Below are 24,727 nucleotides of genomic sequence, written 5' to 3'. Positions count from 1 at the left end.
GAGTGTTTGATATTTTCCCACCGCATCCGGGAAGATTGGCAAGAGCCAGCGCAACATTCCAAATATTCCCATCTTTACCATTATGCCGCTCAACACCATTACAGAAGAATCGGGTGATTGCTCATACAAATCGGGTTGCCAGGAATGAAAAGGGAAGATGGGCATTTTCACTGCAAACGCAACAAAGAATAACCAGAATAATCCATTCTGTTGCGCCGGAGTCAATGTGGCATTATAAAATGATTTCAGGTAAAAAGAATGATCGCTTAAAGTTGATACTGCCGGGGTATGCAGGTATATAAACATAATACCGATCAGCATTAGCAATGAACTGATAAACGTATAAACAAAAAATTTGAATGTTACTCTAATTCTAAACTCCCCACCCCACCGGCTGCAAAGAAAATACATAGGTATTAATGCCAGCTCCCAGAAAAAGTAGAATACCAAAGCATCGGTGGCAACAAAAACACCGGTGATGCCTGCCTGGGCTAACAACATCAGTCCATAATAAACGTTGGCATTGGCATACTCACGTTTATGAGTAGCTGCAAATATTAATGGGAAAGTAAATGCAGTTAAAAAAGTAAGAAGAAATCCCATCCCATCGAGGCCGACACTAAAACTGGCTCCGAGATAAGGCATCCATACATAGCTCACATTATTGTAAGCAAAATATTCAGGATGATGTGCTACATCAGAATAACGCAAACTGATTATGGAAATAACTAAAGTTATAAGTGAAGAAACCAAAGCAAAACCTTTAATGGTTTTGCTGTCTTTTAAAAAAAAGACCATAACGCCCGTGAGCAAAGGAATCCAAAGCAGTAATTCAGGAAATGTATAATAATTGCCCAGCATTAATTTTATTTTGTAAACAATTGAATAATTAACAATACTAATAAGCCAACTACCATCAATAATATATAGCTACCGACGAATCCACTTTGCAATAAACGTATTTGCCTGCCGGAGTAATTGATTCCCTTTCCTACTCCATTTACCAGCGCATCAATTCCGGACTTTTCAATTACATTACTTAAAAAGCGTGAAAATGCTTTAAATGGCTTTACAACAATAGAATCATATATCTCGTCCACGTAAAATTTATTTTGAATGGCTCTTGCAAAGGCGCCTGCTTCTTTTGTAGTTCCATCGAAATTCTTGTATTTATGCCATGCCCACACACATACAATAATGATAAGAACAGATGATACACCCATCAGAATGAGTTCAGTTTGAGACGATGTTGCATTCGTTACCAAAATTTTATTAGACTCAGCAAAAACAGGCGATAAAAAATCACCCAGTTTATTACCATTCTTCATAAATATTTCAGGAACACCAACGAGACCGCCTACAACCGATAATACCGCAAGACAAACAAGTGGAAACGTCATCGCACCGGGGCTTTCATGTAAATGATGCAATTGATCCTCGGTACCACGAAACTTTCCGGCAAAAGTTAATGACACCAAACGAAACATATAAAATGCAGTGAGCAATGCACCGGCAACGCCAATAAAATATAACAACGGATTTACCGAAAATGCTGCCGCCAAAATTTCATCTTTTGAAAAGAAGCCTGCAAATGGCGGTATGCCAGCAATTGCGAGACATGCAATAAAAAATGTTACATAAGTGATCTTCATTTTTTTACCAAGACCACCCATTTTATTTATATCCTGTTCACCACCCATTGCATGTATAACGGAGCCTGCCCCAAGAAACAAAAGTGCTTTAAAAAATGCGTGTGTCATTACATGAAATACAGCGCCGGAATAGGAACCAACTCCTAAACCAAGAAACATATATCCCAACTGGCTAACGGTGGAATATGCCAACACTTTCTTAATATCATTTTGCCGCAAAGCAATTACTGCCGCAAATATTGCGGTAGCTAAACCTATAATGGCAACAAACGACATGGTAAACGGCGCCATTGAGTAAATGATATTGCTCCGTGCGATCATATATATGCCCGCAGTAACCATAGTAGCGGCATGTATTAATGCGGAAACAGGAGTAGGACCGGCCATTGCGTCGGGTAGCCATGTGTATAATGGAATCTGGGCGCTCTTGCCCATTGCTCCCACAAAAAGCAACAAACTTATCCCCGTTAATACGGGAGACCCTTTTCCTGTTATAACGGATAATATGCCTGTGTGATTATTAAAAAGGTTTTCGTAAGAAGTAGTTCCGAAAGCATTGATCAACCAAAAAATACCCAATATAAAACCGAAATCGCCAATGCGATTCATAATGAATGCCTTTTTAGCGGCATTGTTATAGTCGTTATTCTTAAACCAGAAACCAATCAATAAATAAGAACATAAGCCTACTCCTTCCCAACCAATAAACATAATTACATAGTTGCCACCCATTACCAACAGCAACATGGAGAATACGAATAAATTAAGGAATGAAAAATACCTGGCATACCCAGCATTATCTTCATCTTTCATGTATGAAGTGGAATAAACATGAATTAAAAACCCAACGCCGGTAATAATAAGAAGGAAAATTGAGGTGAGCTGATCTATCTGAAATTCAAATGGAATCTTAAGTTTCTCTATATCAATGAAAGAAAAATAAGTGATATGTTCAGCGGTAAACCCTTCTTTCGAAACAACAGTAAATATTAGTATGCTTAAACAAAAAGAAATAAATATTACACCACTTCCTATAATTCCCGTAACTTTTTTTGGGATAACTTTTCTTCCAAGTCCGTTAACCAGGAAGCCAAGAAAAGGCAGTAAGGGAATTAAATAAGCTTCATCAATTATATTCATCATAAATACAGCCGGTATAAAATGAAAAGAAAACTAAATTATTATATCCTTTATTAGTTTTTAAGCCTGTTTAAAAAATTAATATCAATAGATTTTGTATTCCGGTACATCATTACAATTATAGCAAGCCCCACACTCACTTCGGCAGCGGCCACTATCATAATAAAGAAAACAAATATTTGTGCGTTGATTGCCGACATGGCATTGGGTACCGCATCTCCAAGATGCATTTTGGAAAATGCAACCAATAATAAATTAACCGAATTCAGCATAAGCTCAATGCACATAAACACAATAATTGCATTGCGACGTGTAAGGGCCCCTGCAACTCCTATACAAAATAAAGCAATTGATAAAATGATGTATCCTTCAATTTGCATACTTAAGCTTTTAGTTCTTTTTCTTTCTTACCAATAATAACCGCACCCACCATTGCACTTAAAAATAATACACTGCTTATTTCAAACGGAACAACATAATCGTTAAATAGAGTTCTTCCCAGGTATTTAATCAGCCCAACATCAGTCCCGAACCGCATTTGAATTTTATTGGCCGGGGAGTGAGACAGTGCAGCGACTAATACAATCATTAAACATAAGCTGGCAATTAGTCCTGATATTTTTATATATATATTTTTTGGAATTTCCGGATGTTCATTTAAATCTATGAACATAACTACGAAAGTAAAGAGCACCATGATTGCCCCCGCATATACGATAATATTTACGATGGCAAGAAACTGTGCATTCATCAAAACATAATGACCTGAAATTGCGAAGAAAACTATAATGAGCCACAGAACTCCATACAATGGATTCTTGCTGGAAATAACTCCAATGGCTCCCACTACCGCGAGTGCAGATAAAAACCAGAATAAAATTTGCGTAGTTGCCATGTATTCGCTTCTATTGCTTGTTGTCTATTATCAATTGTTTATCGCATCACTTCTCATTTCCATGTCCTTCAGGATGCAACTTACGGCTGCCTTTTGCTTTTGCATAAGCTTCCGGATCTTCTTTAGGATGAGGGATTAACAAATCTTTTTTCCCATAAATAAATCCCTTACGCTGATAATTAGCAGGCGCAAAAGTTTCACTTAAATAAACAGCATCTTTAGGACATGCCTCTTCGCATAAACCACAAAATATACAGCGCAGCATATTGATCTCGTATTTGGCTGCATATTTTTCTTCTTTATATAAATGCTCTTCGCCCGGTTGACGCTCGGCTGCTTCCATAGTTATAGCTTCCGCCGGGCAGGCAACTGCACATAAACCGCATGCGGTGCAATTCTCACGGCCCTCTTCATCCCTGTTTAAAATTTGTAAACCACGAAAAACAGGACTGAAAGGCCTTGTTTGTTCCGGATAATTTATAGTAACTTTTTTTCTGAAGATGTGTTTAAAAGTAATGAACATGCCCCTGAGAATTTCAGGTAAATACATTCTTTCCCAGGCGTTCATTTTTCTCCTGTCAACAGGTTTTACCCTGCTAGTTAATGCCTGCATAAAAACCTCCTTCTTTTATTCCTGCTGTAAACAAGTTTAAATTTATTGTCCGCAAAAGTATATTTTAATTTATAAGTGCACTTCATTTAAAATTGATTTTTATATACTCCTTTAGAAATGCCAATTATTTTGATGCAATAAAATAATGGCACCTGTCACGAGCATATTAAATAATGCTAACGGTAGTAATATCTTCCAGCCCAGGTTCATCAATTGATCATACCTGAATCGCGGTATCGTCCAACGCACCCACATAAACAAAAAGAGGAACCCAACTATTTTTATAAAAAAAACAAATCCCTGCGCTACTGCTGCTCCATTGATGCCAATTGAATTAACCAGGTTATGATCATTCACAAAAGGAATATCATATCCGCCAAAAAATAAAGTAACCATTACAGCACTGCTCAGGAACATATTTACGTATTCAGCAAATAAATAGAAACCTAATTTCATAGACGAATATTCTGAATGATAACCTCCAATCAATTCATTTTCTGCTTCAGATAAATCGAAAGGTGTGCGGTTTGTTTCAGCAAAAGCACAAACCAGGAAGATTAAAAAACCCAATGGTTGTTTAAAAATATACCACCAATGATCCATCTGCTGATCAACCATCGTTCTAAGGCTTAAGGTTCCTGAAAGCATTAACAGCGCAATAAGGGTGATGCCCATAGCAAGTTCGTAGCTTATTATTGACGAAGCTGCTCTCATGGCACCCAACAAAGAGAATTTATTATTGCTTGCCCAGCCGCCGATCATTATGCCATAAACGCCAAGGCTCACTATTCCAAAAACATACAAGATGCCAATGTTTACATCTGCTATTTGCAATGAAATGTCCCGGTTAAAAAGATGAATTTTATTTCCCCAGGGAATTACCGCACCAATCATTATTGCTGTCAGCATCGCAATACTTGGCCCAAGAATGAAAAGAAATTTTGACGAGTATTTTGGAATAATTTCCTCTTTAAAAAATAATTTTATACCATCCGCTACCGGTTGTAAAATTCCAAAAGGGCCTGCACGGTTCGGCCCTCGTCTGTCCTGGATTATAGCAGCTACTTTACGTTCAGCATAAGTAGAATACATAGCGATGAGCAGAGAGGCGCTTACGACAACGACGATAAGTATGAGTTTCTCAGTAAATACAACCCAATCAATGGCTAATAAGTGCATAAACGAAAATGTAAAACCTGCTCACTGCAGGCGGGTTCAAAATATTCAAAGCCTGTTCTGTTATTAATCTTAATTTAAAAAAATTCAATGAGCCCCCGTATTAGTCGAATCTGCTCCCGCTGAATTTTCCTTTACTCCCTCTTTAATATCTGTTACGTTATGGCCCGTTGCAAAAGGTTCACCATTAAAGGTTTTTCCGGTTGCCGGTCCAAATAATTCGTCCAAATGTACATCCTGCTGGTTTACTTTACTTTCTTCATGAATGTCCATTAATAACAACGGACTTCTTCCATTTAATAACTTATCGAGCGGATCGTGAGGCATAACTTTTACCTGGTAATGATTGGCCGAAATAACTGAATGCCTGTTTATATTAGTCGGCCTTTCAATTACCCAATCTGATGTTTTCTTCTTGTCGAAACGACAGGTATTACAGATCCACATTGCTTTACCTGTTTCATCACTTTGCACTTCGCCCCATTGATCTTTTCGTGCCGTTACCCTATACACTTCGTCTCCACGGTTCCATAACGTAACTCTACCACAGCATTTATCGCAGTCGCGATGCGCATCCATGGGTTTCAAAAACCATACACGGTTTTTAAATCTGAATGTTCTGTCAGTAAGTGCACCAACGGGGCAAACATCAATCATATTACCACTGAAATCATTTTCAATTGCTTTTGAAATGTAGGTAGAAATATCTGAATGATCACCCCTGTCAAGAATACCGTGCACACGGTTATCAGTAAGTTGATCTGCGACATACACACAACGATAGCATAAAATGCAACGTGTCATGTGTAGTTGAATGTAAGGTCCGATGTCTTCTCTCACGAAGGTGCGACGTTTGAATTCGTAACGTGTTTGAACTGCTCCATGTTCGTAACCCAAATCCTGTAAATGACATTCACCTGCCTGGTCGCAAACCGGGCAATCTAACGGATGATTAATTAATAAAAATTCAACAACTCCCTTTCTCGCATCCTGCACTTTTTCGCTTGTTACATTTTTCACGATCATACCGTCCATTACATTAGTCCTGCAAGATGCTACCAATTTAGGCATTGGCCTTGGGTCGGCAGTTGAGCCTGCTGCTACTTCTACCAAGCAGGTCCTGCATTTACCACCACTATCTTTCAATTTACTATAATAGCACATAGCCGGCGGCGCTACTTCATGCCCTATCATGCGGGCAGCATTCAAAATTGACGTTCCTGCCGGAACATCAATAGTGATATTATCTACCGTTATTTTAAATAATTTTTGTTCGTCAGCCATTCTCCATTTTCGGTTTTAATTTTTCACTAATTAAACTGCCACTTCCAAAGGATCAGCATAGTGCGCCAATCCGTAATTTCTTTTTAAACATTCATCCGGATTCAACACGTGCCATTCAAACTCATCCCTAAAATGCCTGATAGCCGCTGCCACAGGCCATGCTGCCGCATCTCCCAACGGGCAAATGGTGTTGCCTTCAATTTTTCGTTGAATATCCCAAAGCAAATCAATATCCTTCATCTCACCTTTTCCGTTATCAATTTTTTGCAGAATCTTTTCCATCCAGCCAGTACCTTCACGGCATGGTGAACATTGGCCGCAACTTTCGTGATGATAAAATCTTGCTAAAGTAAGTGTGTGCTTTACTACGCACTGATCTTCATCAAGTACAATAAAACCGCCCGAACCCATCATGCTGCCAGTTGCAAAACCACCGTCCGCGAGACTTTCATAATTCATTATTCTCGGCTCGCCTTTAGCAGTTTTCAAAAGAAGATTGGCAGGTAAAATAGGTACTGATGAACCGCCGGGAATACACGCCTTCAATTTCTTCCCATTGGGTATACCACCACAATATTCATCACTGTAAATAAATTCTTCCACAGATATAGTCATATCAATTTCATAAACACCCGGCTTATTTATATTGCCACATGCTGAAATTAATTTTGTTCCCGTAGATCTTCCAACGCCAATTTTCGAGTACGCTTCACCGCCATCATTAATAATAGGAACAATGGCAGCGATTGTCTCTACGTTATTTACAACTGTTGGACATCCCCAAACTCCTTTTACCGCAGGGAAAGGAGGTTTAATTCTAGGCAATCCTCTCTTACCTTCCAAACTCTCGAGCAGAGCCGTTTCTTCTCCGCAGATATAAGCGCCTGCTCCGCGATGAACATATAATTCACAGTTAAATCCGCTTCCTAAAATATTGTTACCAAGAAATCCATTTTGTTTTGCTTCTGCAATTGCATTTTCAAGAATATCGCTTACCCAATCATATTCCCCACGGATATAGATATACGAAACATTGCTTCCTAACGCATATGAGGAGACGATCATTCCTTCTATCAAAAGATGCGGAATAAATTCCATTAAATACCTGTCCTTGAAAGTTCCGGGTTCGCTTTCATCTGCATTGCACACAAGATATCTTGCAACTCCTTCCGGCTTCGCCAGGAAACTCCATTTCATCCCTGTCGGGAAACCTGCACCACCGCGGCCCCTCAGCCCACTCCTTTTAACTTCTTCCACAATATCACCCGTCTGCATCGTCAAAGCTTTTTCAACACTCTTATAACCACCTTCACGCCTATACACCTCGAAGCCTTTGATGCCCGGTATGTTTACTTTATCTAATAATAATTTTTTTGACATGCTACTGATTATTTCTTCTCACAATTAAACATCCAATTAACGCCAAATTTATCCTGGAGCATTCCAAATTTTGCTCCCCAGAATTGATCAGCCAAAGGCATCGTAACTTTTCCGCCTTCTGCCATTCTATTAAACACTTCATCCAATTTACTTTCATTATCTACGTCTACTGATAACTGAATATTTCCATCCGTTGAAACCGATTGACCTTTAAAAACATCTGAAACCATTATCATATTTCCATCAAAGACAAGTCTTCCATGCAACACCTTATCTTTATAGTCTTCGTCGCTTGGCATCGGGCTTTCGCCGTAAGTACCTAACTGAACTATTTCCCCGCCCAAAGAATCTTTGTAAAAGTTGAGTGCATCTCTTGCATTGCCTGGAAAATGTAGATATGGAACAAGTTTCATGAAATTTTTTATTCTGTGTTCAAATAAATTTATTCTAATTATTCGCCGCTGCCCTTGCTATACATTCTTCAATGATGCTATCCACTTTTTCTTTTGTCAGATGTTCACGATATGTTTTTCCAAACTGCATCATGGGCGCATACCCGCACGCCCCCAAACATTCTACAACTTTTAAAGTAAACAATCCATCGGCAGTTGTTTCGCCCCTTTTAATTGATAATTTATTTTCGATATAGTTTATGATGTCATCGCTGCCATTTAGCATGCAAGGCCCTGTTTGACAAACTTCAAAAACATATTTACCTACAGGCTTCGTATTCAACATTGAATAGAATGTCGCCACTTCGTACACCTCAATAGGTTTGATATTTAATAAAGAAGCCACATAATCCATTGAAGATACATCTAACCAACCTCCACCCTGTTGCTGAGCTATATGCAATATGGGAAGTATAGCGCTTTTTTGTTTCCCCTCCGGGTAACGTTTTATTATCGCATTAACTTGATTTAATTGTTCTTCAGAAAAAATCATCGTTTATTATATTAAAATCAAACTTATTTTTTACGCAAATCACGCATCCATTTCACCCGCGATTAAATTTAGACTACTCATGGTGATAATGGCATCACTTAACATGCCTCCTTTGGTTAATTCTGAATAGGCCTGGTAATAAATAAAACATGGCCGTCTGAAATGTAGCCTGTACGGTGCTCTGCCTCCATCGCTTATTAAATAAAAACCAAGTTCACCATTTGCTCCTTCAACGGAAGAATAAATTTCACCTGCCGGCATGTCGATTTCGCCCATCACTATTTTAAAATGATAAATAAGTGCTTCCATTTTAGTATACACATCCTTCTTATCAGGTAGATAATATTCAGGAACATCTGCGTGAAAAACTTCAGCATCTTTCCCTTTGAACTCCTGTATCTTTTGATAAGCGTCTTTGATCAATTTAAGACTTTGCCACATCTCCTGGTTTCTTACAAGGAACCTGTCATAACAATCACCTGTGGTGCCTACCGGAATGGTAAAATCAAAATCTTCATAACTGCTATAAGGTTGGTGCACACGCACATCATAATCTACCCCGGCTGCACGCAGGTTAGGCCCTGTAAATCCATAATTCAAGGCTCGTTCTGCACTTATGGGACCTACATCAATGGTTCGATCCATAAATATCCTGTTCCTATTAAAGAGATTTTCAAATTCTTCAAGAACAACCGGCCATTCCTTTATAAACTTTTCCAGTTTTGTAAAAGCTTCGTTGGTAAAGTTTCTTTCGAAACCGCCAATGCGGCCAATGTTAGTTGTTAAACGAGAACCGCATATTTCTTCATAGATTTCATAAATATGTTCACGGGATTGCATTACGTAGAGAAAGCCCGTATAGGCTCCCGAGTCAACACCAACAATAGAATTGCATATAAGATGATCAGAGATGCGGGCCAATTCCATAATAATTATTCGTAAATAATCTACACGCTTTGGAGTTTTTACCTTTAATAATCTTTCGCAGCAAATATGCCATCCCATATTATTAATAGGTGACGAACAATAATTCAAGCGATCAGTAAGGGGTGTGATTTGGTATAGTGGACGGTGTTCCGCAATTTTCTCAAAGGCCCTGTGGATGTAGCCAACAGTTTGCTCTGCACTTACAACACGCTCACCATCCAACTCAACAACATTTTGAAAAACACCATGTGTTGATGGATGGGTAGGACCAAGATTTAAAGTAGTTGTTTTCTTTTCAAGAGAGTGTTCAGGAAGTTTTATATGTTCTTTTGTATCGTGCATATTTCAATTTGTCAATCTCACAAATAGCGTTTATAAAATTTAGAAAGTATATGTATCAAAAAACTATTCATTATTCAATTTTGAAATAATCTAATCTCTTCCAAACATCTCGTCATCTTTATCCACTCTTGTTTGCTCTTCTAACGGATATTCTTTTCGCATAGGAAAGTAATCCATTTCATCAGCATTTAAAATTCTCACAAGATTGGGATGCCCAATAAAATTTATGCCGTAAAAATCATAGGTTTCCCTTTCCATCCAATTGGCAGCAGCATAAAGTGCAGTAGCACTAAATACATCCGGTTTATTAACGTCAGCAAATACTTTAAAACGTATGCGAATATTTTCAACGAGATTATGAAGGTGATAAACGACTGCTAGTTCTTCACCCTTTTTTTCAGGATAGTGAACAGCGCAGATGTCGGTAAGAAATCTAAACTGAAGAGTGGGATCATCGAAAAGATACTGCAGCACTTTAAGATTTAAGTCTTTGTGCGAAGTGAAAGTCAGCATTCCATAAGGCTCGCTCCAGTCATAAATTTCCCCGCCAAATCTTTCTGTTAGTTGTTGCCTGATTGTTTCGTTGGTTAATGCCATAATTTAAAATTCAAAATGCAAAACTCAAAAATGATAGATCCGGTTAATAATTTTACATTTATTGAATGCCATAGCTATTCATCAATTCTTTATACCTCTCAGAATTCCTGCGTCTTAAATTTTCTTTTCCTACAAGGTCCTGAACTTTTATAAAGCCGTCTAATACAGCTTCGGGCCTTGGAGGGCACCCTGGCACATAAACATCTACCGGAATAATTTGGTCTATTCCCTGCAGGACTGAATAGGAATCGAAAATACCACCGCTACTTGCACAGGCTCCCATCGCTAAAACCCAACGGGGTTCAGCCATTTGAAGATAAACCTGTTTTACAATGGGCGCCATTTTCTTTGCAATAGTGCCCATCACCATTAAAAGATCACATTGCCTGGGCGAGAAACTCACCCTCTCTGAACCAAAGCGGGCAAGATCGTAATGGGAGGCCATAAGTGCCATAAACTCAATGCCGCAACAACTGGTAGCAAAGGGTAAAGGCCAAATAGAGTTTTTCCTCGCAAGTCCTACTACATCGCTCAACTTGGTTGCAAAAAATCCTTCACCTGTAAGCCCCTCGGGAGCATTTGCCAGTGCAATAGGAGCTTCTACATGTTTGTTAGTAATATTATATTGAACCGGGCGGGCCATAGTTTTTCATTTAAATTTAAAAAAACGTTACAACTTCATCGTCTCTTATCAAACAAAAAATTGGAAAAATCATTTATTCTTCCCAATGCAATGCACCTTTCTTAATTATATAAATAAAGCCGCTTAAAAAGAAGGCGACGAACATTACGATAGCAAGAAATCCGTGCCAGCCTAATTCACGAAAATTAATTGCATATGGATAGAAAAAAATAACCTCTACGTCAAACAAGACAAATAAAATTGCAATTAAAAAATATTTAATTGCCATGGGGCGTCGTGCATTTCCATGTCCTTCAATACCACTCTCAAAATTTTCCAGTTTCTCGGATGTCTTTCTTTTTGGACCGAATACATGAGTTAATACCATTATTCCTCCAACCAAAACAATTGCAAATATTAACTGAATGCCGATAGGGAGATAATCTAATGTGCTATTGCCGGGTGAAGCGGCTTGCAAAAAAAAATGCTGTATCAATTATAAAAAGATTATTTGCAAAAATACAACAGGCTATCCAATTTTCCATATCGATTGTAAGGGCCTAAATACCCAGGTTATAATAAATTTAAAAACAAAAGACTGGCAGTTCAAGTCTGTTGAGAAAAATAAAATGCCCCGCTATAATAGTGCGGGGCATTCATTTATTTTGAGGCTCTCTTTTATTTTTTTGCAGGAGGAGAATCGCCCTTCGAAGCCTTGGCGGGCTGAGATGGCTGGGATGGCAACGCTCTTAAAGCTTTGTCATTTGTTTGCGCCTGCGTATCGTTAGGATCTAATTCAAGAATCTTACTATTAAAATAAAGTGCAGAATCTTTATTATGTTTTACATTATATTGATAAGCCACCATATACCTGTAACCGGTAATTTCATTGGCTCTTACTTTGTCCTTTTCTGCGGATGTATCAGCAATAGATATTACTTTTTCATAAGAAGGCTTTGCCAGGCCGTTAATACCGGTAGAATCTATTCCTTCCTCGGCATGAGCCTTCATATACCACCCAAAAATGTCCTCCGGATATTTTTGCGTATATAAAGCCCAGATCGAATCTGCGCTTACATAGTCACCGCCACGATAATCATTGTAACCTGCATAATACAGATCCACTTTGCCATAATCAGGCTTAAGCTTTAATATTTTCGCGTACCATTTACCCGCGTCAGCATATTTTTTTGCTGCAATAAGGCTTTCAGCAGTGGATTTTAAATAATCTAATTTGTTTGCAGGAACTGTGTCAAGCGCAACAGCTTTATCAATATATATAGAAGCGAGAGAATCATTATGTACCTGATCCATTGAACCTTTAGCAGGAATTTTTAAAAGAACCTTACCGTAAGTTGCGTAGTCATTTGGCCCTATTTTATCCGGATTTACTTTTGCAAAAAATTCGTCAAAATATTTTTTAGCATTTATTGAATCACCAAGTTTGTCGTAAGAATAGGCTTTTAAACCATAAACGTTTGGATATACTTTTGTTCCACCGGTTGTAATGCACTCATCGGATTTAGCAATTGCCTGCTGGTATAACCTGGAAACATACAAAAGAGAAGCTTCCGCATAGCAGTTCTTTGAATCAGGATCAGCTACAGCAATGTATTTATTAAGATATTCCCTGGATTTATTTACATCACGCTCATAATAATAGTTATACAGCCAATAATAAACAGGGGCAAAATTGGGGTCAGCTGCAATTGCTGCGTTATAATACTTCATATAAATTGGTTCCTGGCCATATCCCTGGGTTTCATAAATTCGGCCAATCATAAAATCGGCTCTCGCACTTTTAGGATCCAGTTCTAGCGCCTTAGTATATGAAGTTGTGGCATTGGCTCCGTCAATCATCTTTCTATAAGCATCACCCAATAATATTTGTACTTCAGGATTTTTTTTATCCTTATCAGCTGCCTGGTTTAATAAGCCAATTGCATACACCGGGTCACCACTTTTTGTATCTATATTTGCACGGCCAACGGCTTCCTGTATTTCAGGCAACTCCTTTTTCTTAGGAATACTCATCGCTGCCTCAAATTTATTTCGGGCATCTTCTTTTTGACCTTCCATCAAAGCAATTTCTCCCATACCAACCATTAACAGGGGCGTGTTAGGATTTGCCTGCAGGGCTTTTTGATACAATGCTTTGGCTGCGGCTGTATCGGGGTTATCGCCATTCTTTATATAAGTTTGACCCAACCAATACACCGCTTCTATATCATTGGGATTTGCTGCTACCAATTTGCTAAATACGTTCTGCGCACTAGTATACCTCTCATAGTCTAAAAATTTTTTACCCTCATCAATGCTCTGGGCAAATAAAGTGTTTCCCAAAAAAATAAAAGAAGATAACAGGAAGAATTGTTTCATTTTTCGCATTTTACTAGATTTAGATTAATTACTTATATTTTCAATTTAATGTTGCCGAACGTATGGTAAAATTCATTTTTGCAGGCCATAAATACGACCTCATAAAAATCAGTTGTCCCTTTTCATAAGTCAGAAAATTTGCAAATCCCCCTCCAAGTCCATTATAATTTTCTTTCAAAATATAATACAACCCCCTCACCATTGGATAACGCCTTTTAGCGATATTAGCCTGGTAGGGTTTTACATAAGTTTGTTCCGGGCAATTACATCCAATTGCGGCAATTCTCACCTTTTTCAAAAAAGTCGTCTGAGAAGTGTCTTCCTTATTTCCTATCCAGCTTACCCCTACAAAACCCAGCGCATTTGTATGGTCGGCAACATAATTTATAACTCCAATACTATTCTTCTCAGCGAATACTTTTTTCGAATCAAACGGTTTTCCTTTTAAAATAGAATCAATAGCGTATCGAACCGTACTCGTTTCCCTTAACCCATCAAAAACCGCCAATTGTTTATCACCCGTCGTACCACTCAAGATGCCACGAATCTGATCCATGGTAAAAAGCGAGTCAGGATCATTATTATTGACAATAACCGCAACCGCATCAAGTGCAACTTTGTCATAAGCCGGATAGAACGACAAACTGTCTTTATAAAATTTCTCTTCCTCGTCTGTAAGACCCCTAGTTACTATGATCATCCTGGTGCTGTCTTTTATTAAATCTTTAAAACACTCAGCCTCTGGTTTATAGTCAGCAATAATTTTTGCTTTTGGATATAGGGCTTCAAAAACCTGTATCTGCGAATCAATGACCGGTTTAAAAGACTCATCAACACTTATATGTATCGTGCCGCTGTTGGTGGTATCAAGATCCGTTCGTACATGACCACCTGAGCACCCTGAAAACAGAATAACAGCAAACGCAGCAATTACCAGCGCCCAGTTCATCTGGCCATTTATTAAAGTTCTTATCATCTTTCTCTAAAATAATCTTTTTTAATTCCCCTGTAAAACCTCCATGCTCCATAAATAATAATTAATCCTGCAAAAATTTTTGCCGTGGTACTCTCGGTAAAATTATTACTAAAATGAAGTTGTTTAGAAAAAATTATAAAAATTCCAACGCCAACATATAAAAATCCCATGCCAAAATCCATTATACTTTTCATCAAAATATAACGCCTCGTTCTCTTATCTTCGGTATTTTCAAATTCTTCAAGACTCATACTCTAAATTTAACCCCACCGGTGGCAAGATAAAATAAAATGAAGAAAATGCATTTAAAAAACTTGACATAACAAATATTTATCCAAATATTTTTAAAATTCACTTGTAAACTTTACCGGCACCACGTAATACACCCACACATTTTCGCCATTACTTTTTCCCGGGATCCACAACGGCATTTTCTTCAAAACTTTCAATACCTCATTATCAAAAGTAATACCACCCGATTTTATCACATCAAAACCTCCAAGCTTTCCATCATAATTTACGACAAACTTTATTTTAACCGATACCTCTTCACCCTCAATATCCCCGGGCGACTGAAGATTTTTTTTAGAAAATCAAGCAGGGCCCTCTTTCCTCCCGGATATTGGGGCATAATTTCAGCAATATATACTGGACTATGTTTATTAATTCTTGATTCGGCTAATTCCGCATCTACAGCAGGAAGGCCTTTAATGGAAATGTTACCATTCCCTGTACCTCCGGGTTCATAACTAATGCCTGAACTATTAGCTGAGATTAAAGACGGCGTTGTTTCGATAGGTGTTGCAGGGAAATTGTTAATATTAATTGAATCTACAATTCGCGGAGGCAAGTCCAATCGATTAGCTTTTTTTGAAAGAATACGGTTGACAGCAACTTTGGATTTTGCTTTTGAAAACAGATCGTAATCAGATGTTTTTATTTCCGGAGTTGCAATAAGGGTGGTATGCATATTCGGAACTGTCGCCGATCTATTTAAAAGTAATAAGCAAAGCAATAAAGTCGATGTCACCATTGAAAGTAAAGCAATGGATAAACGCTTACTATATGATCTTCTCAGCGTGTATGCGCCATAATCTTTATTTCGGTTTTCAAAAATAATATCCAATAAGTTACTTTGTAAAATGGCAGACTGGTTCATTATTATTTTTTTGCAGAAATGCAACGCATTGCCGGTTTAAAATATTTATTCCTTAAAAATCCAGTACCGTTTCAGGTAAGATGCACGATTACTTTCTTTTCATAAATGCATTTAAAAAATATTTGGGTTTTTTTACTGAATGAGTAAATCAATCAATAGCCAGATATGTCAGTAGGTAAAATTGAATACCATATTTTTGCGGCTTAAAAATTAAATCTTCCGGCAAAGGCAAAAAATGAAACCATCATTACCACAGGGCACACGGGACTTTAATGCCGAAACAATTCGCAAAAGGCAATTTATTCTTAATACAATTAAAGAAGTTTTTGAGCTATATGGTTTTGAACCATTGGAAACGCCGGCTATGGAAAACCTTGAAACACTAATGGGGAAATATGGTGATGAAGGTGATAAGCTAATTTTTAAAATATTAAACAACGGGCTAGACAATCCTTCTAAAAAAGAAGAGACTCAAAAAGGCTTTGAAAATATTCTTTCCGGAAAAAATGATAAAACTATTACAGAAAGGGCGCTTCGCTATGATCTTACTATTCCCTTTGCCCGTTATGTTTCTATGAACTATGGCAAACTAACGATGCCGTTTAAACGCTACCAAATGCAACCTGTGTGGCGGGCCGACAGGCCACAGAAAGGAAGATACCGTGAGTTTTATCAATGCGACGCAGATGTAGCCGGAACAAATTCTTTAGTAAGCGATGCAGAACTCGCATTAATTTACTTGCAGGTTTTTAAGAGATTGAAAATTCAAGTAGACGTAAAAATTAATAGTCGTAAAATATTAGCCGCACTTGCTGAAGTATGTGGAGGAATTGATAAGATGAATGCCATTACAGTTGCAATCGATAAACTGGATAAAATAGGGATTGACAAGGTGAAACTAGAGTTGGCAGAAAATAATTTATCGGCCCAACAGATTTCGATTATTGAAACCTATCTCAAAATTGACGGATCCAACGAAGAGAAGCTTCTGAAAGCAACGACCCTACTAGATGGCACCGAAACCGGGAAAGAGGGAATTGCAGAATTGAAAGCAATTCTTGGTTACATAAACAAAGTAGATCACGATTCCGCGACCTCAATAATGTTTGATTTTACCCTTGCAAGAGGTCTTAATTATTATACCGGAATTATTTATGAAGTAACGGCCCGCGCTGTTGAAATCGGAAGCATTGGCGGAGGCGGGCGTTATGATGACCTTACCGGCTTATTTGACGTACCAAATATTCCCGGCGTAGGCATTAGTTTTGGCGTAGATCGCATTTATGATGTGATGACTGAGTTAAATATATTTCCCGAAGAAATAAATAAATCAACACAGGTATTATTTTTCAATCTTGGTGAAAAGGAATCGGGAATAGCCTTTAAAGAAATGCAATCTCTGAGGAATAATGGCATAAGTTGCGAGCTGTTTTATGAAAACGTAAAAATGGATAAGCAATTTAAATACGCTTCAAAAAAAAATATACCCTTTGCAGTAATTATAGGCTCCAGGGAATTGGAAGAAAAAACCTGTGTTATAAAGGACCTTTCCAAAGGTGAACAACAAACCATCCCGCTACAAAACCTTTCCTCATATTTTTGAATTAAAACAGGTTACTTTCTTTAAAATTTGACATTAATAAAAAAATGAATTAGTTTTTCTAAAATTATTGCGACCGTCTTTTTATAAATACCGAATTAAAAATTTTAAAACTATTATTATGAAATCTTTTTTGAGGCTTACGCTATTGTTTATCGGAGCTGCCTTTTTATTTTCTTCCTGCAAGAAAAAAAATGAAGAGGGTAAAATGATACCCAAAAATGCAATGTTTGTCGTTCAGCTTGATACAAAATCTCTTAAAGAAAAACTTACGTGGGATGATATAAAACAATCTTACTGGTATGGCCAACTTAATGCGCATTTAGAGGAAAGACATGGAGCGGCGGCAACGCAAGTAAAACAAATCCTCGATAATCCTGAGAAAACAGGAATCGATTTAGATGGCAGTCTTATTTTCTTTGTTGCAAAAAATACAGGTTCTGATGGCGAATTGGTTCTAGAAGGAAATATTAAAAATGGTGATGATTTTGCGACATTTAATAAAACTATGGATTCGTCCGCAACTGTTAAGAAAGATGGGGATTTAAATATGCTGACCTTACATGATCAGGCGGTGGTTGCATGGAACGATAAACATTTTGTTTATGCTTTTGACGCGGGTGAGGCAAAATCAAGATTTAATCCGATGAACAATGGCGCATACAACCAAAGTAACGTAGCACCATTAGTAGATAAAAGTGCGAGTCTCGCTACAGTTTGTAAAAATATATTCTCGCTAAAGTCGGATAGCAGCCTGGCAGAGAATGAAAAATTCTCAAATCTTCTTAAAGAAAAAGGTGATATACGTACATGGATAAACAGCGAAGAAATTATGAAGAGTTCTTCTTCGCTCGGAATGCTTGGTATGCTAAAACTTGATGTGTTTTTCAAAGATAACGTTAGTACTTACACGGTAAACTTCGACAATGGAAAAATCGATATAGATCACAAAGGTTATGCGGGAAAAGAGTTTAGTGATTTTCTGAAAAAATACAGCGGCGGAAGCATCAATACAGATATGATTAAAAACATTCCTTCACAGAATGTATTGGGAATGCTGGCGATGAACTACAAACCTGAAGCAATAAAAGACCTTATTAAATTAATTGGTATGGATGGGATGCTGAATTCATATTCCGATAAAATTGGATTTAATCTGGACGATTTCGTAAAAGCCAACAAAGGAGATCTTTTGCTTGCTTTCACTGATTTGAGTGTGAAGAAAGAGTCTTCTGCCGATTCAACAATGCCTGCATTTACCAAACCTGATTTTAATGTTTTGTTCTCCGTGTCAATAGGCGACAAAGCAAGCTTTCAAAAGCTGGTGGATGCCGGTAAAACAATTAGTGGTGAGATGGGAAGAAATGATACGTCAATCGCATACGGCCAAAACGATAAGGTATTCGCAATTACGAATCATCAACATTTTCTAAACGATTACCTGGCAGGAAATGCAAATAACAAATACGATTTTGTAGACAAAATAAGTGGCCATTCTGTCGGTGCGTATATAGACATTCATAAAATACTTGCGGCTCTATCCACTGAAAAAATGGATGACCCTGATCATAAAGAAATTATGGATGCTAGTCTCAACTTGTGGAATAATATTTATGTAACCACTGGCGACTTCAAGGATGGTGCGCTAACGGGGCATACCGAGATTAATTTGATTGACCAAAATACAAATAGCCTGAAACAATTGAATCACTACTTTGATTCGATTGCAAAAGTCATGAAGGAAAAAAGTGATAAGGAAAAATCCGGACTGAACAGCACTGATTCTTTAATGATGCCTCCGCCGATTGATACGGTAGGACATAAATAACTTATTGAATTCTATTTAATAAAAGAAGCTGAAATTATGCAGATAAAACTGCAGGAAATTGTACCTGGTTATATTGATAAAAAAAACATTAGCGGATCGCAGATATGGGGCCAAGAAATAATAATCAAAAAAGGTGAACACCTGCATATTGTTGCACCATCAGGCACTGGCAAAACTTCTTTAATTCATTTTATTTATGGTCTAAGAAAAGATTACGCAGGTACCATTTCTTATGATACAACAGATATTAAAAAGCTTTCTACGGAAAGCTTTTCTTCTTTTCGTCAACATAAAATAAGCATCATTTTTCAGGATTTAAAATTGTTTGACGACCATACTGCAAAAGAAAATATCGAAATAAAAAGAATTTTAGAACCCTATCATCCAAAAGAAAAAATTGATGATATGGCAAAGAAGCTCGGCATTGAAACTAAGTTAAATCAACAGGTAAAAAAATGCAGCTATGGCGAGCAGCAACGCATAGCTATCATTCGTTCTTTAATGCAACCATTTGATTTTATATTGTTAGATGAACCGTATAGTCACCTTGATGAAGTAAACAGGAAGAAAGCAACAGAACTTATTTATGAAGAGTGTGAACAACGTAATGCCGCTATGATATTTGCAGACTTAAAGGAACTTGATTTTTTAAAAGGAGAAAAGGTGTTGATGCTGTAATGATCGAATTGCTTTATAATCGAATTGATAAAACCGATAAAGACTTAAAGAGAGCTAAACATCGCACATCAAACTCAGTACATCATACATAAGAATGGATTTATCATATAAAAATATACAGCCTTTAATTATTTCAGGTAAAAATAAATTTTCCAAATGGCTTGGCTATTTTGGATTGGGAATAGGTGTATTGCTTTTATTGGTTTCCCTGCAAATGTTTATCAACATTCAGCAGTTACTGAAAGAAAGCAGTCCGCGTAAAAATGGTTATGATTTTATTTCCATCTCTAAAAACATCACCAATGACAATATGGGGAAGGATAATAGTTTTACTAACACTGATTTAACGAAACTTAAAACTAATCCCGCTATAGATGCTATCTCTCCGTTAATTTCTAATCAATTTCGTGTGCGAGCCACGGCAGGTGACGTTATTCCTTTCAGCACCGATCTTTTTTTGGAAAGTATCGACAACGGTTTTATAGACACACTTCCCCCTTCGTTTACGTGGCAACCCGGACAACCGGTTGTGCCGATAATTTTTTCATCCGATTTTTTAGAAATATATAATGTATTTGCTCCGGCGCAAGGGTTGCCGCAACTGTCTGAGCAAACGCTTTCTTCTGTGAATATTATTTTAGAATGTTCGGGCCCAAATGGAACCTTAAATTTCAGGGGCAATATTGTTGCACTAAGCGATCGCATCAACTCATTGCTTGTTCCCAAATCTTTTATGAACTGGGGCAACCTTCATTTCATCGGAGATACTACAGCCCGTGTTTCCAGAGTTTATATAAAAACAAAAGATGCAAACGACCCAAAGCTTCTTTCATTTTTGGACCAGCAGGATTATCACCTTAACAAAGACAAAGTAAAGTTTGGCCGGGTAAAAAGTATTCTGCAAAATATTGTGAGTGCATTAGGTGTGTTTGGTATACTTGTAATCGTGATGGCATTGATGCTCTTTTCATTTTATCTTCAATTATTGATCGCCAGGAGCAAAGACAATCTGCGTTTATTGCTTACGTTAGGTTATTCACCGCGTTGGCTCGCTAATAGTGTTGCTAAAACCTGGTTACCTGTTTACTTGTTCATTATTCTCGGCGCCTTGATTTTTACCCAACTTCTACATTTATTATTTCTTCGGCTTTCATTCGTAGGCCAGGGAGATCTTTCGTATTTGCTTCACTGGAGTGTTTGGTTAATTGCGATTTTATTATTGCTGTTAACAGCATATATTAATTCGCGGTTGGTAACGAAGGAATTGAATAAGATTTTGTAGAGACGCGATGCATCGCGTCCCTACAGACACAATACAAATGGATAAATTCAAAAATAAATATCGGATACCATCTGCACGCTTGCAAAATTGGGATTACGGATCGCCTGGATTATATTTTATTACTATCTGTACGAAAGACAGGAACCACTATTTTGGAGAAATAGAAAACGATGAAATGATTTTGAATGAATTAGGATTAAGTGTAAACTGCGAATGGGAAAAGACACCGGAAATACGGCCTGATATGAATTTGGAATTAGGGGAATTCATAACAATGCCCAACCATTTTCACGCTATTATTATAGTTGGAGAGAATAGATTTAATACCCAATTTGGCGTAACCCGTAGAGACGCCACGCATGGCGTCTCATATACAACGCCTCCAAAAGAAAAAGACGCCACGCATGGCGTCTCTACCAATAAATTCGGACCGCAATCAAAAAATTTAGGTTCTATTATCCGTGGTTTCAAATCAGCGGTAACCACGGCATCGAAAAAATTAAATATAGATTTCGGTTGGCAGGCAAGGTTTCATGATCATATTATCCGCAACCATGATGAATTAATCCGTATTTCAAATTATATCAAAACCAATCCCCAAAATTGGAAGGACGATAAATTTTTTTTGTAGCGACGCCATGCATCGCGTCCCTACAAAACATTTTCAAAAATCATAGCAGCGCCTTGCCCTACGCCCACACACATCGTGGCAAGCCCATAATGCACACCCCTTCTTTTCATTTCATATAATAATGTAGTCGAAATTCGTGCGCCGGTGCATCCAAGGGGATGACCAAGGGATATGGCGCCGCCGTTTACATTTACCTTCTCCAGGTCGAGCCCAAGTTCATGAATACACGCAATGGATTGCGAAGCAAACGCCTCGTTCAGTTCTATCAAATCAATATCACTAACGGTTAGCCCTGCACGATGTAATGCTTTTTTTGTGGCAGGTACTGGTCCAATACCCATAATTGCCGGATCAACCCCTGCAACAGCCATACTAATTATTTTCGCCAATGGTTTAAGGTTGTATTTTTTTACCATGCTCTCGTTGGCCAGCAACAGCATAGCAGCGCCATCATTTATGCCTGATGAATTTCCGGCAGTTACCGTCCCCTCTTTTACAAATGCAGGCCTAAGTTGTGAAAGCTTTTCCAAAGAAGTTTTTCTTGGGTGTTCATCCTTATCAAAAATTATTTGCTCTGTTTTATTGGGGGTGATTTCAACAGGAACAATCTCATCTTTCCATTTACCGGCTGCAAGCGCCTCAAAATATTTTAGCTGACTTGCCAGGGCGAATTCATCTTGCGCATGCCTGGAAATCTTCCATTGCTTTGCCACATTTTCTGCTGTTTCGCCCATTGAATAGGGATAGTATTTATCAGTAAGCTTTTTGTTAGGAAATCGCCATCCGATTGTTGTATCATATATTTCTGACCGTCGGCTGAAAGCGCCATCTGCCTTGCTCATCACAAAAGGAGCTCTCGTCATACTTTCTACACCACCGGCCAGGAAGAGATCACCATCTCCGCACATAATAGCGCGGGCAGCATCCATTATTGCCTGTAACCCACTTGCGCACAACCGGTTTACTGTATTGCCCGGAACTGAAACAGGCAAACCCGCAAGCAACGCCGACATGCGGGCTACATTGCGATTATCTTCTCCAGCCTGGTTAGTATCTCCCGCAATAACATCTTCAATATCGTTTACATCTATTTTGCCATTTCTCTTTAACAAAGCTTCCATTACATAAGCCAGTAAATCGTCAGGCCGAATAGTGCTTAAAGCGCCGCCATACCTGCCTATGGCTGTTCTTAGCGCATCAATAACATACACAGTTTCCATATCCATCATTTTAATAATTCTGCAAGATAACGGTTAGCTTAAAACTTAGCCAATTTACAATTGGCCAAATTATATGCAGACTCCTTTATCCATCTCCACAATAGCTATCTTTGCGTAATGGACTCTAATAAAAATATAAGGACACTTTCTTTGGATGAACTCACGGCATATTTTGCAACTATTAATGAAAAGAAGTTCAGGGCGAAGCAAGTTTGGGAATGGCTTTGGCAAAAACATGCAACTAGTTTTGAAGACATGACAAACCTGAGTAAAGAGCTTAGACAACATCTATCAGGCAATTTTTCTTTGCCGGTAATTAAGACCGATGCCTCGCAATACAGCAGCGACGGAACGGTAAAAACAAGGTTTAAAACTTTTGACGGGCATTTGGTGGAAGGCGTTCTTATTCCTGTGGAGGACCGGCAAACCGCTTGTGTTTCATCGCAGGTAGGCTGTAGCCTTAGTTGTAAATTTTGTGCGACTGGTTATATGGATAGGAAACGAAATCTTCATTTTGATGAAATATATGATGAAGTTGTTTTACTAAACCAAATGGCTGAAAAAACCTATGGGAAAAAATTAAGCAACATCGTTTTTATGGGAATGGGCGAGCCGTTGCTGAATTATAAAAATGTATTGAAAGCCATAGAGCGCATTACAGCGCATGATGGACTGGGCATGGGTTCACGACGAATAACTGTTTCAACTGCGGGTGTGGCTAAAATGATAAGGCAATTGGGCGATGATGGTGTTAAATTTAATCTGGCCTTATCGCTTCATGCAGCAAATGATAAAAAAAGAAACGAGATAATGCCCATTAATGAAACCAATAACATTAAGGCATTGATTGAGGCACTTAATTATTTTTACGAAAAAACCAAAAACGATATCACTTTCGAATACATTTTATTCAAAGGAGAAAACGACTCCATCCAGGATGCAGATGATCTTATAAAGATTTACAAAAGAGTTCCTGTTCATCTCGTAAATATTATTGAGTACAATCCTATTGATAAGGCATCGTTTGTTAAGCCCGACAAAGATGCCACCCAGAAATTTATGGACTACCTCGCCGCACACCGCGTAAACGTGAGGCTCAGGATAAGCCGCGGTAAAGATATTGATGCTGCCTGTGGGCAGCTTGCTAATAAAAATCTTGAGGCTGCCTCCATTAATTGATTTTCCTCTTTAACAATTTATTATTTCCAACTATTAAACCAACGGTATAGTAGCAGCTCTATATTGCTATTATTAAATAAACAATATACACATGAAAAAATATTTGATTGCCTTATCAGCATTTACAATAATAGCTGTAGGCGCTAATGCACAATCACCCGATAACCCCGCGAAAGCATCGCCAGATCAACAGAATACAAAAATGCACCCGCACGGGCAAGG

The 24,727-nt window shown here is 38.0% G+C and carries 26 protein-coding genes; 6 read left to right on the top strand and 20 right to left on the bottom strand.

The window, feature by feature from the left end; genetic code table 11:
- The 19 genes from ACO1O5_RS09895 to ACO1O5_RS09805 form a co-directional block, all read right to left on the bottom strand.
- A partial coding sequence (locus ACO1O5_RS09895; protein WP_486269748.1) for a complex I subunit 4 family protein occupies positions 1–861 on the bottom strand: 861 nt, incomplete at its 3' end.
- Between the two features lie 5 nt (positions 862–866).
- Positions 867–2,795, bottom strand: coding sequence for an NADH-quinone oxidoreductase subunit L (nuoL, locus tag ACO1O5_RS09890; RefSeq protein WP_486269746.1), 1,929 nt, complete (start codon positions 2,793–2,795; stop codon positions 867–869).
- Between the two features lie 50 nt (positions 2,796–2,845).
- On the bottom strand, positions 2,846–3,172 hold the full coding sequence (gene nuoK / locus ACO1O5_RS09885; RefSeq protein WP_486269744.1) for an NADH-quinone oxidoreductase subunit NuoK: 327 nt from the start codon (positions 3,170–3,172) through the stop codon (positions 2,846–2,848).
- A gap of 2 nt (positions 3,173–3,174) precedes the next feature.
- Entirely contained in the window at positions 3,175–3,687 is a 513-nt protein-coding gene (locus ACO1O5_RS09880; RefSeq protein WP_486269742.1) for an NADH-quinone oxidoreductase subunit J family protein, read from the bottom strand.
- Positions 3,688–3,733: 46 nt separating this feature from the next.
- On the bottom strand, positions 3,734–4,300 hold the full coding sequence (nuoI, locus tag ACO1O5_RS09875; protein ID WP_486269740.1) for an NADH-quinone oxidoreductase subunit NuoI: 567 nt from the start codon (positions 4,298–4,300) through the stop codon (positions 3,734–3,736).
- A 111-nt stretch (positions 4,301–4,411) separates the two neighbouring features.
- Positions 4,412–5,479: an NADH-quinone oxidoreductase subunit NuoH gene (gene nuoH, locus ACO1O5_RS09870; RefSeq protein ID WP_486269739.1), complete on the bottom strand. Its 1,068-nt coding sequence runs from the start codon at positions 5,477–5,479 to the stop codon at positions 4,412–4,414.
- A gap of 84 nt (positions 5,480–5,563) precedes the next feature.
- Positions 5,564–6,760: an NADH-quinone oxidoreductase subunit G gene (locus ACO1O5_RS09865; RefSeq protein ID WP_486269737.1), complete on the bottom strand. Its 1,197-nt coding sequence runs from the start codon at positions 6,758–6,760 to the stop codon at positions 5,564–5,566.
- Between the two features lie 30 nt (positions 6,761–6,790).
- The gene (nuoF, locus tag ACO1O5_RS09860) at positions 6,791–8,140 is read right to left on the bottom strand and encodes an NADH-quinone oxidoreductase subunit NuoF (RefSeq protein WP_486269736.1); all 1,350 of its coding nucleotides are present in this window, start codon (positions 8,138–8,140) and stop codon (positions 6,791–6,793) included.
- 8 nt (positions 8,141–8,148) lie between these two features.
- A complete protein-coding gene (locus tag ACO1O5_RS09855) occupies positions 8,149–8,553 on the bottom strand; it encodes a VOC family protein (protein WP_486269735.1) in 405 nt (134 codons plus the stop codon).
- Positions 8,554–8,587: 34 nt separating this feature from the next.
- Complete coding sequence (locus tag ACO1O5_RS09850) at positions 8,588–9,085, bottom strand: NADH-quinone oxidoreductase subunit NuoE family protein (protein WP_486269733.1); 498 nt, start codon at positions 9,083–9,085, stop codon at positions 8,588–8,590.
- A gap of 39 nt (positions 9,086–9,124) precedes the next feature.
- Positions 9,125–10,354 (bottom strand): NADH-quinone oxidoreductase subunit D, encoded by a 1,230-nt coding sequence (locus tag ACO1O5_RS09845; RefSeq protein WP_486269731.1) that lies wholly within the window; start codon positions 10,352–10,354, stop codon positions 9,125–9,127.
- 90 nt (positions 10,355–10,444) lie between these two features.
- A complete protein-coding gene (locus tag ACO1O5_RS09840; protein ID WP_486269729.1) occupies positions 10,445–10,951 on the bottom strand; it encodes an NADH-quinone oxidoreductase subunit C in 507 nt (168 codons plus the stop codon).
- A gap of 58 nt (positions 10,952–11,009) precedes the next feature.
- Entirely contained in the window at positions 11,010–11,594 is a 585-nt protein-coding gene (locus ACO1O5_RS09835) for an NADH-quinone oxidoreductase subunit B (protein WP_486269728.1), read from the bottom strand.
- 73 nt (positions 11,595–11,667) lie between these two features.
- Positions 11,668–12,069, bottom strand: a complete 402-nt coding sequence (locus ACO1O5_RS09830; protein WP_486269726.1) for an NADH-quinone oxidoreductase subunit A — start codon at positions 12,067–12,069, stop codon at positions 11,668–11,670.
- Positions 12,070–12,251: 182 nt separating this feature from the next.
- On the bottom strand, positions 12,252–13,952 hold the full coding sequence (locus ACO1O5_RS09825) for a tetratricopeptide repeat protein (protein WP_486269724.1): 1,701 nt from the start codon (positions 13,950–13,952) through the stop codon (positions 12,252–12,254).
- Positions 13,953–13,992: 40 nt separating this feature from the next.
- Positions 13,993–14,928: a PstS family phosphate ABC transporter substrate-binding protein gene (locus ACO1O5_RS09820; RefSeq protein WP_486269722.1), complete on the bottom strand. Its 936-nt coding sequence runs from the start codon at positions 14,926–14,928 to the stop codon at positions 13,993–13,995.
- Positions 14,925–15,179, bottom strand: a complete 255-nt coding sequence (locus ACO1O5_RS09815) for a hypothetical protein (protein ID WP_486269720.1) — start codon at positions 15,177–15,179, stop codon at positions 14,925–14,927. Before ACO1O5_RS09815 ends, ACO1O5_RS09820 begins: the two co-directional genes overlap by 4 nt.
- Positions 15,180–15,272: 93 nt before the next feature.
- Entirely contained in the window at positions 15,273–15,461 is a 189-nt protein-coding gene (locus tag ACO1O5_RS09810) for an energy transducer TonB (protein WP_486269750.1), read from the bottom strand.
- The gene (locus ACO1O5_RS09805; protein ID WP_486269718.1) at positions 15,458–16,087 is read right to left on the bottom strand and encodes a hypothetical protein; all 630 of its coding nucleotides are present in this window, start codon (positions 16,085–16,087) and stop codon (positions 15,458–15,460) included. Before ACO1O5_RS09805 ends, ACO1O5_RS09810 begins: the two co-directional genes overlap by 4 nt.
- 235 nt (positions 16,088–16,322) lie before the next feature.
- Here ACO1O5_RS09805 and hisS point away from each other — a divergent pair, with 235 nt between their 5' ends.
- The 5 genes from hisS (at position 16,323) to ACO1O5_RS09780 (ending at position 22,106) form a co-directional block, all read left to right on the top strand.
- Positions 16,323–17,690, top strand: a complete 1,368-nt coding sequence (gene hisS, locus ACO1O5_RS09800) for a histidine--tRNA ligase (protein ID WP_486269717.1) — start codon at positions 16,323–16,325, stop codon at positions 17,688–17,690.
- Positions 17,691–17,808: 118 nt separating this feature from the next.
- Positions 17,809–19,515 carry a DUF4836 family protein gene (locus tag ACO1O5_RS09795; protein ID WP_486269715.1) on the top strand — a complete coding sequence of 569 codons (1,707 nt, stop codon included), beginning with the start codon at positions 17,809–17,811 and terminating at the stop codon, positions 19,513–19,515.
- Positions 19,516–19,551: 36 nt separating this feature from the next.
- A complete protein-coding gene (locus tag ACO1O5_RS09790) occupies positions 19,552–20,193 on the top strand; it encodes an ATP-binding cassette domain-containing protein (protein WP_486269713.1) in 642 nt (213 codons plus the stop codon).
- A 94-nt stretch (positions 20,194–20,287) separates the two neighbouring features.
- The gene (locus ACO1O5_RS09785; RefSeq protein WP_486269711.1) at positions 20,288–21,475 is read left to right on the top strand and encodes an FtsX-like permease family protein; all 1,188 of its coding nucleotides are present in this window, start codon (positions 20,288–20,290) and stop codon (positions 21,473–21,475) included.
- 37 nt (positions 21,476–21,512) lie between these two features.
- Entirely contained in the window at positions 21,513–22,106 is a 594-nt protein-coding gene (locus ACO1O5_RS09780; RefSeq protein ID WP_486269710.1) for a transposase, read from the top strand.
- A 20-nt stretch (positions 22,107–22,126) separates the two neighbouring features.
- Here the strand turns inward: ACO1O5_RS09780 and ACO1O5_RS09775 are convergent, their stop codons facing one another.
- Positions 22,127–23,326, bottom strand: a complete 1,200-nt coding sequence (locus ACO1O5_RS09775; RefSeq protein WP_486269708.1) for a thiolase family protein — start codon at positions 23,324–23,326, stop codon at positions 22,127–22,129.
- Between the two features lie 60 nt (positions 23,327–23,386).
- On the opposite strand from ACO1O5_RS09775, the gene rlmN reads away from it, so the two are divergent.
- Complete coding sequence (gene rlmN, locus ACO1O5_RS09770; RefSeq protein ID WP_486269706.1) at positions 23,387–24,505, top strand: dual-specificity RNA methyltransferase RlmN; 1,119 nt, start codon at positions 23,387–23,389, stop codon at positions 24,503–24,505.
- Positions 24,506–24,727: the final 222 nt, after the last annotated feature.

The organism is Ginsengibacter sp. (assembly GCF_057362405.1).
The sequence above is the reverse complement of the archived record's forward strand: the minus strand, read 5'-3'. Positions and strand labels throughout refer to the sequence as shown.

Bases quoted from the DNA above. Each gene is read 5' to 3' on its own strand.
- nuoL (WP_486269746.1), bottom strand. From the start codon at position 2,795: ATGATGAATATAATTGATGAAGCTTATTTAATTCCCTTACTGCCTTTT.
- nuoK (WP_486269744.1), bottom strand. From the start codon at position 3,172: ATGCAAATTGAAGGATACATCATTTTATCAATTGCTTTATTTTGTATA.
- ACO1O5_RS09880 (WP_486269742.1), bottom strand. From the start codon at position 3,687: ATGGCAACTACGCAAATTTTATTCTGGTTTTTATCTGCACTCGCGGTA.
- nuoI (WP_486269740.1), bottom strand. From the start codon at position 4,300: ATGCAGGCATTAACTAGCAGGGTAAAACCTGTTGACAGGAGAAAAATG.
- nuoH (WP_486269739.1), bottom strand. From the start codon at position 5,479: ATGCACTTATTAGCCATTGATTGGGTTGTATTTACTGAGAAACTCATA.
- ACO1O5_RS09865 (WP_486269737.1), bottom strand. From the start codon at position 6,760: ATGGCTGACGAACAAAAATTATTTAAAATAACGGTAGATAATATCACT.
- nuoF (WP_486269736.1), bottom strand. From the start codon at position 8,140: ATGTCAAAAAAATTATTATTAGATAAAGTAAACATACCGGGCATCAAA.
- ACO1O5_RS09855 (WP_486269735.1), bottom strand. From the start codon at position 8,553: ATGAAACTTGTTCCATATCTACATTTTCCAGGCAATGCAAGAGATGCA.
- ACO1O5_RS09850 (WP_486269733.1), bottom strand. From the start codon at position 9,085: ATGATTTTTTCTGAAGAACAATTAAATCAAGTTAATGCGATAATAAAA.
- ACO1O5_RS09845 (WP_486269731.1), bottom strand. From the start codon at position 10,354: ATGCACGATACAAAAGAACATATAAAACTTCCTGAACACTCTCTTGAA.
- ACO1O5_RS09840 (WP_486269729.1), bottom strand. From the start codon at position 10,951: ATGGCATTAACCAACGAAACAATCAGGCAACAACTAACAGAAAGATTT.
- ACO1O5_RS09835 (WP_486269728.1), bottom strand. From the start codon at position 11,594: ATGGCCCGCCCGGTTCAATATAATATTACTAACAAACATGTAGAAGCT.
- ACO1O5_RS09825 (WP_486269724.1), bottom strand. From the start codon at position 13,952: ATGAAACAATTCTTCCTGTTATCTTCTTTTATTTTTTTGGGAAACACT.
- ACO1O5_RS09820 (WP_486269722.1), bottom strand. From the start codon at position 14,928: ATGATAAGAACTTTAATAAATGGCCAGATGAACTGGGCGCTGGTAATT.
- ACO1O5_RS09815 (WP_486269720.1), bottom strand. From the start codon at position 15,179: ATGAGTCTTGAAGAATTTGAAAATACCGAAGATAAGAGAACGAGGCGT.
- ACO1O5_RS09805 (WP_486269718.1), bottom strand. From the start codon at position 16,087: ATGAACCAGTCTGCCATTTTACAAAGTAACTTATTGGATATTATTTTT.
- hisS (WP_486269717.1), top strand. From the start codon at position 16,323: ATGAAACCATCATTACCACAGGGCACACGGGACTTTAATGCCGAAACA.
- ACO1O5_RS09795 (WP_486269715.1), top strand. From the start codon at position 17,809: ATGAAATCTTTTTTGAGGCTTACGCTATTGTTTATCGGAGCTGCCTTT.
- ACO1O5_RS09790 (WP_486269713.1), top strand. From the start codon at position 19,552: ATGCAGATAAAACTGCAGGAAATTGTACCTGGTTATATTGATAAAAAA.
- ACO1O5_RS09785 (WP_486269711.1), top strand. From the start codon at position 20,288: ATGGATTTATCATATAAAAATATACAGCCTTTAATTATTTCAGGTAAA.
- ACO1O5_RS09780 (WP_486269710.1), top strand. From the start codon at position 21,513: ATGGATAAATTCAAAAATAAATATCGGATACCATCTGCACGCTTGCAA.
- ACO1O5_RS09775 (WP_486269708.1), bottom strand. From the start codon at position 23,326: ATGGAAACTGTGTATGTTATTGATGCGCTAAGAACAGCCATAGGCAGG.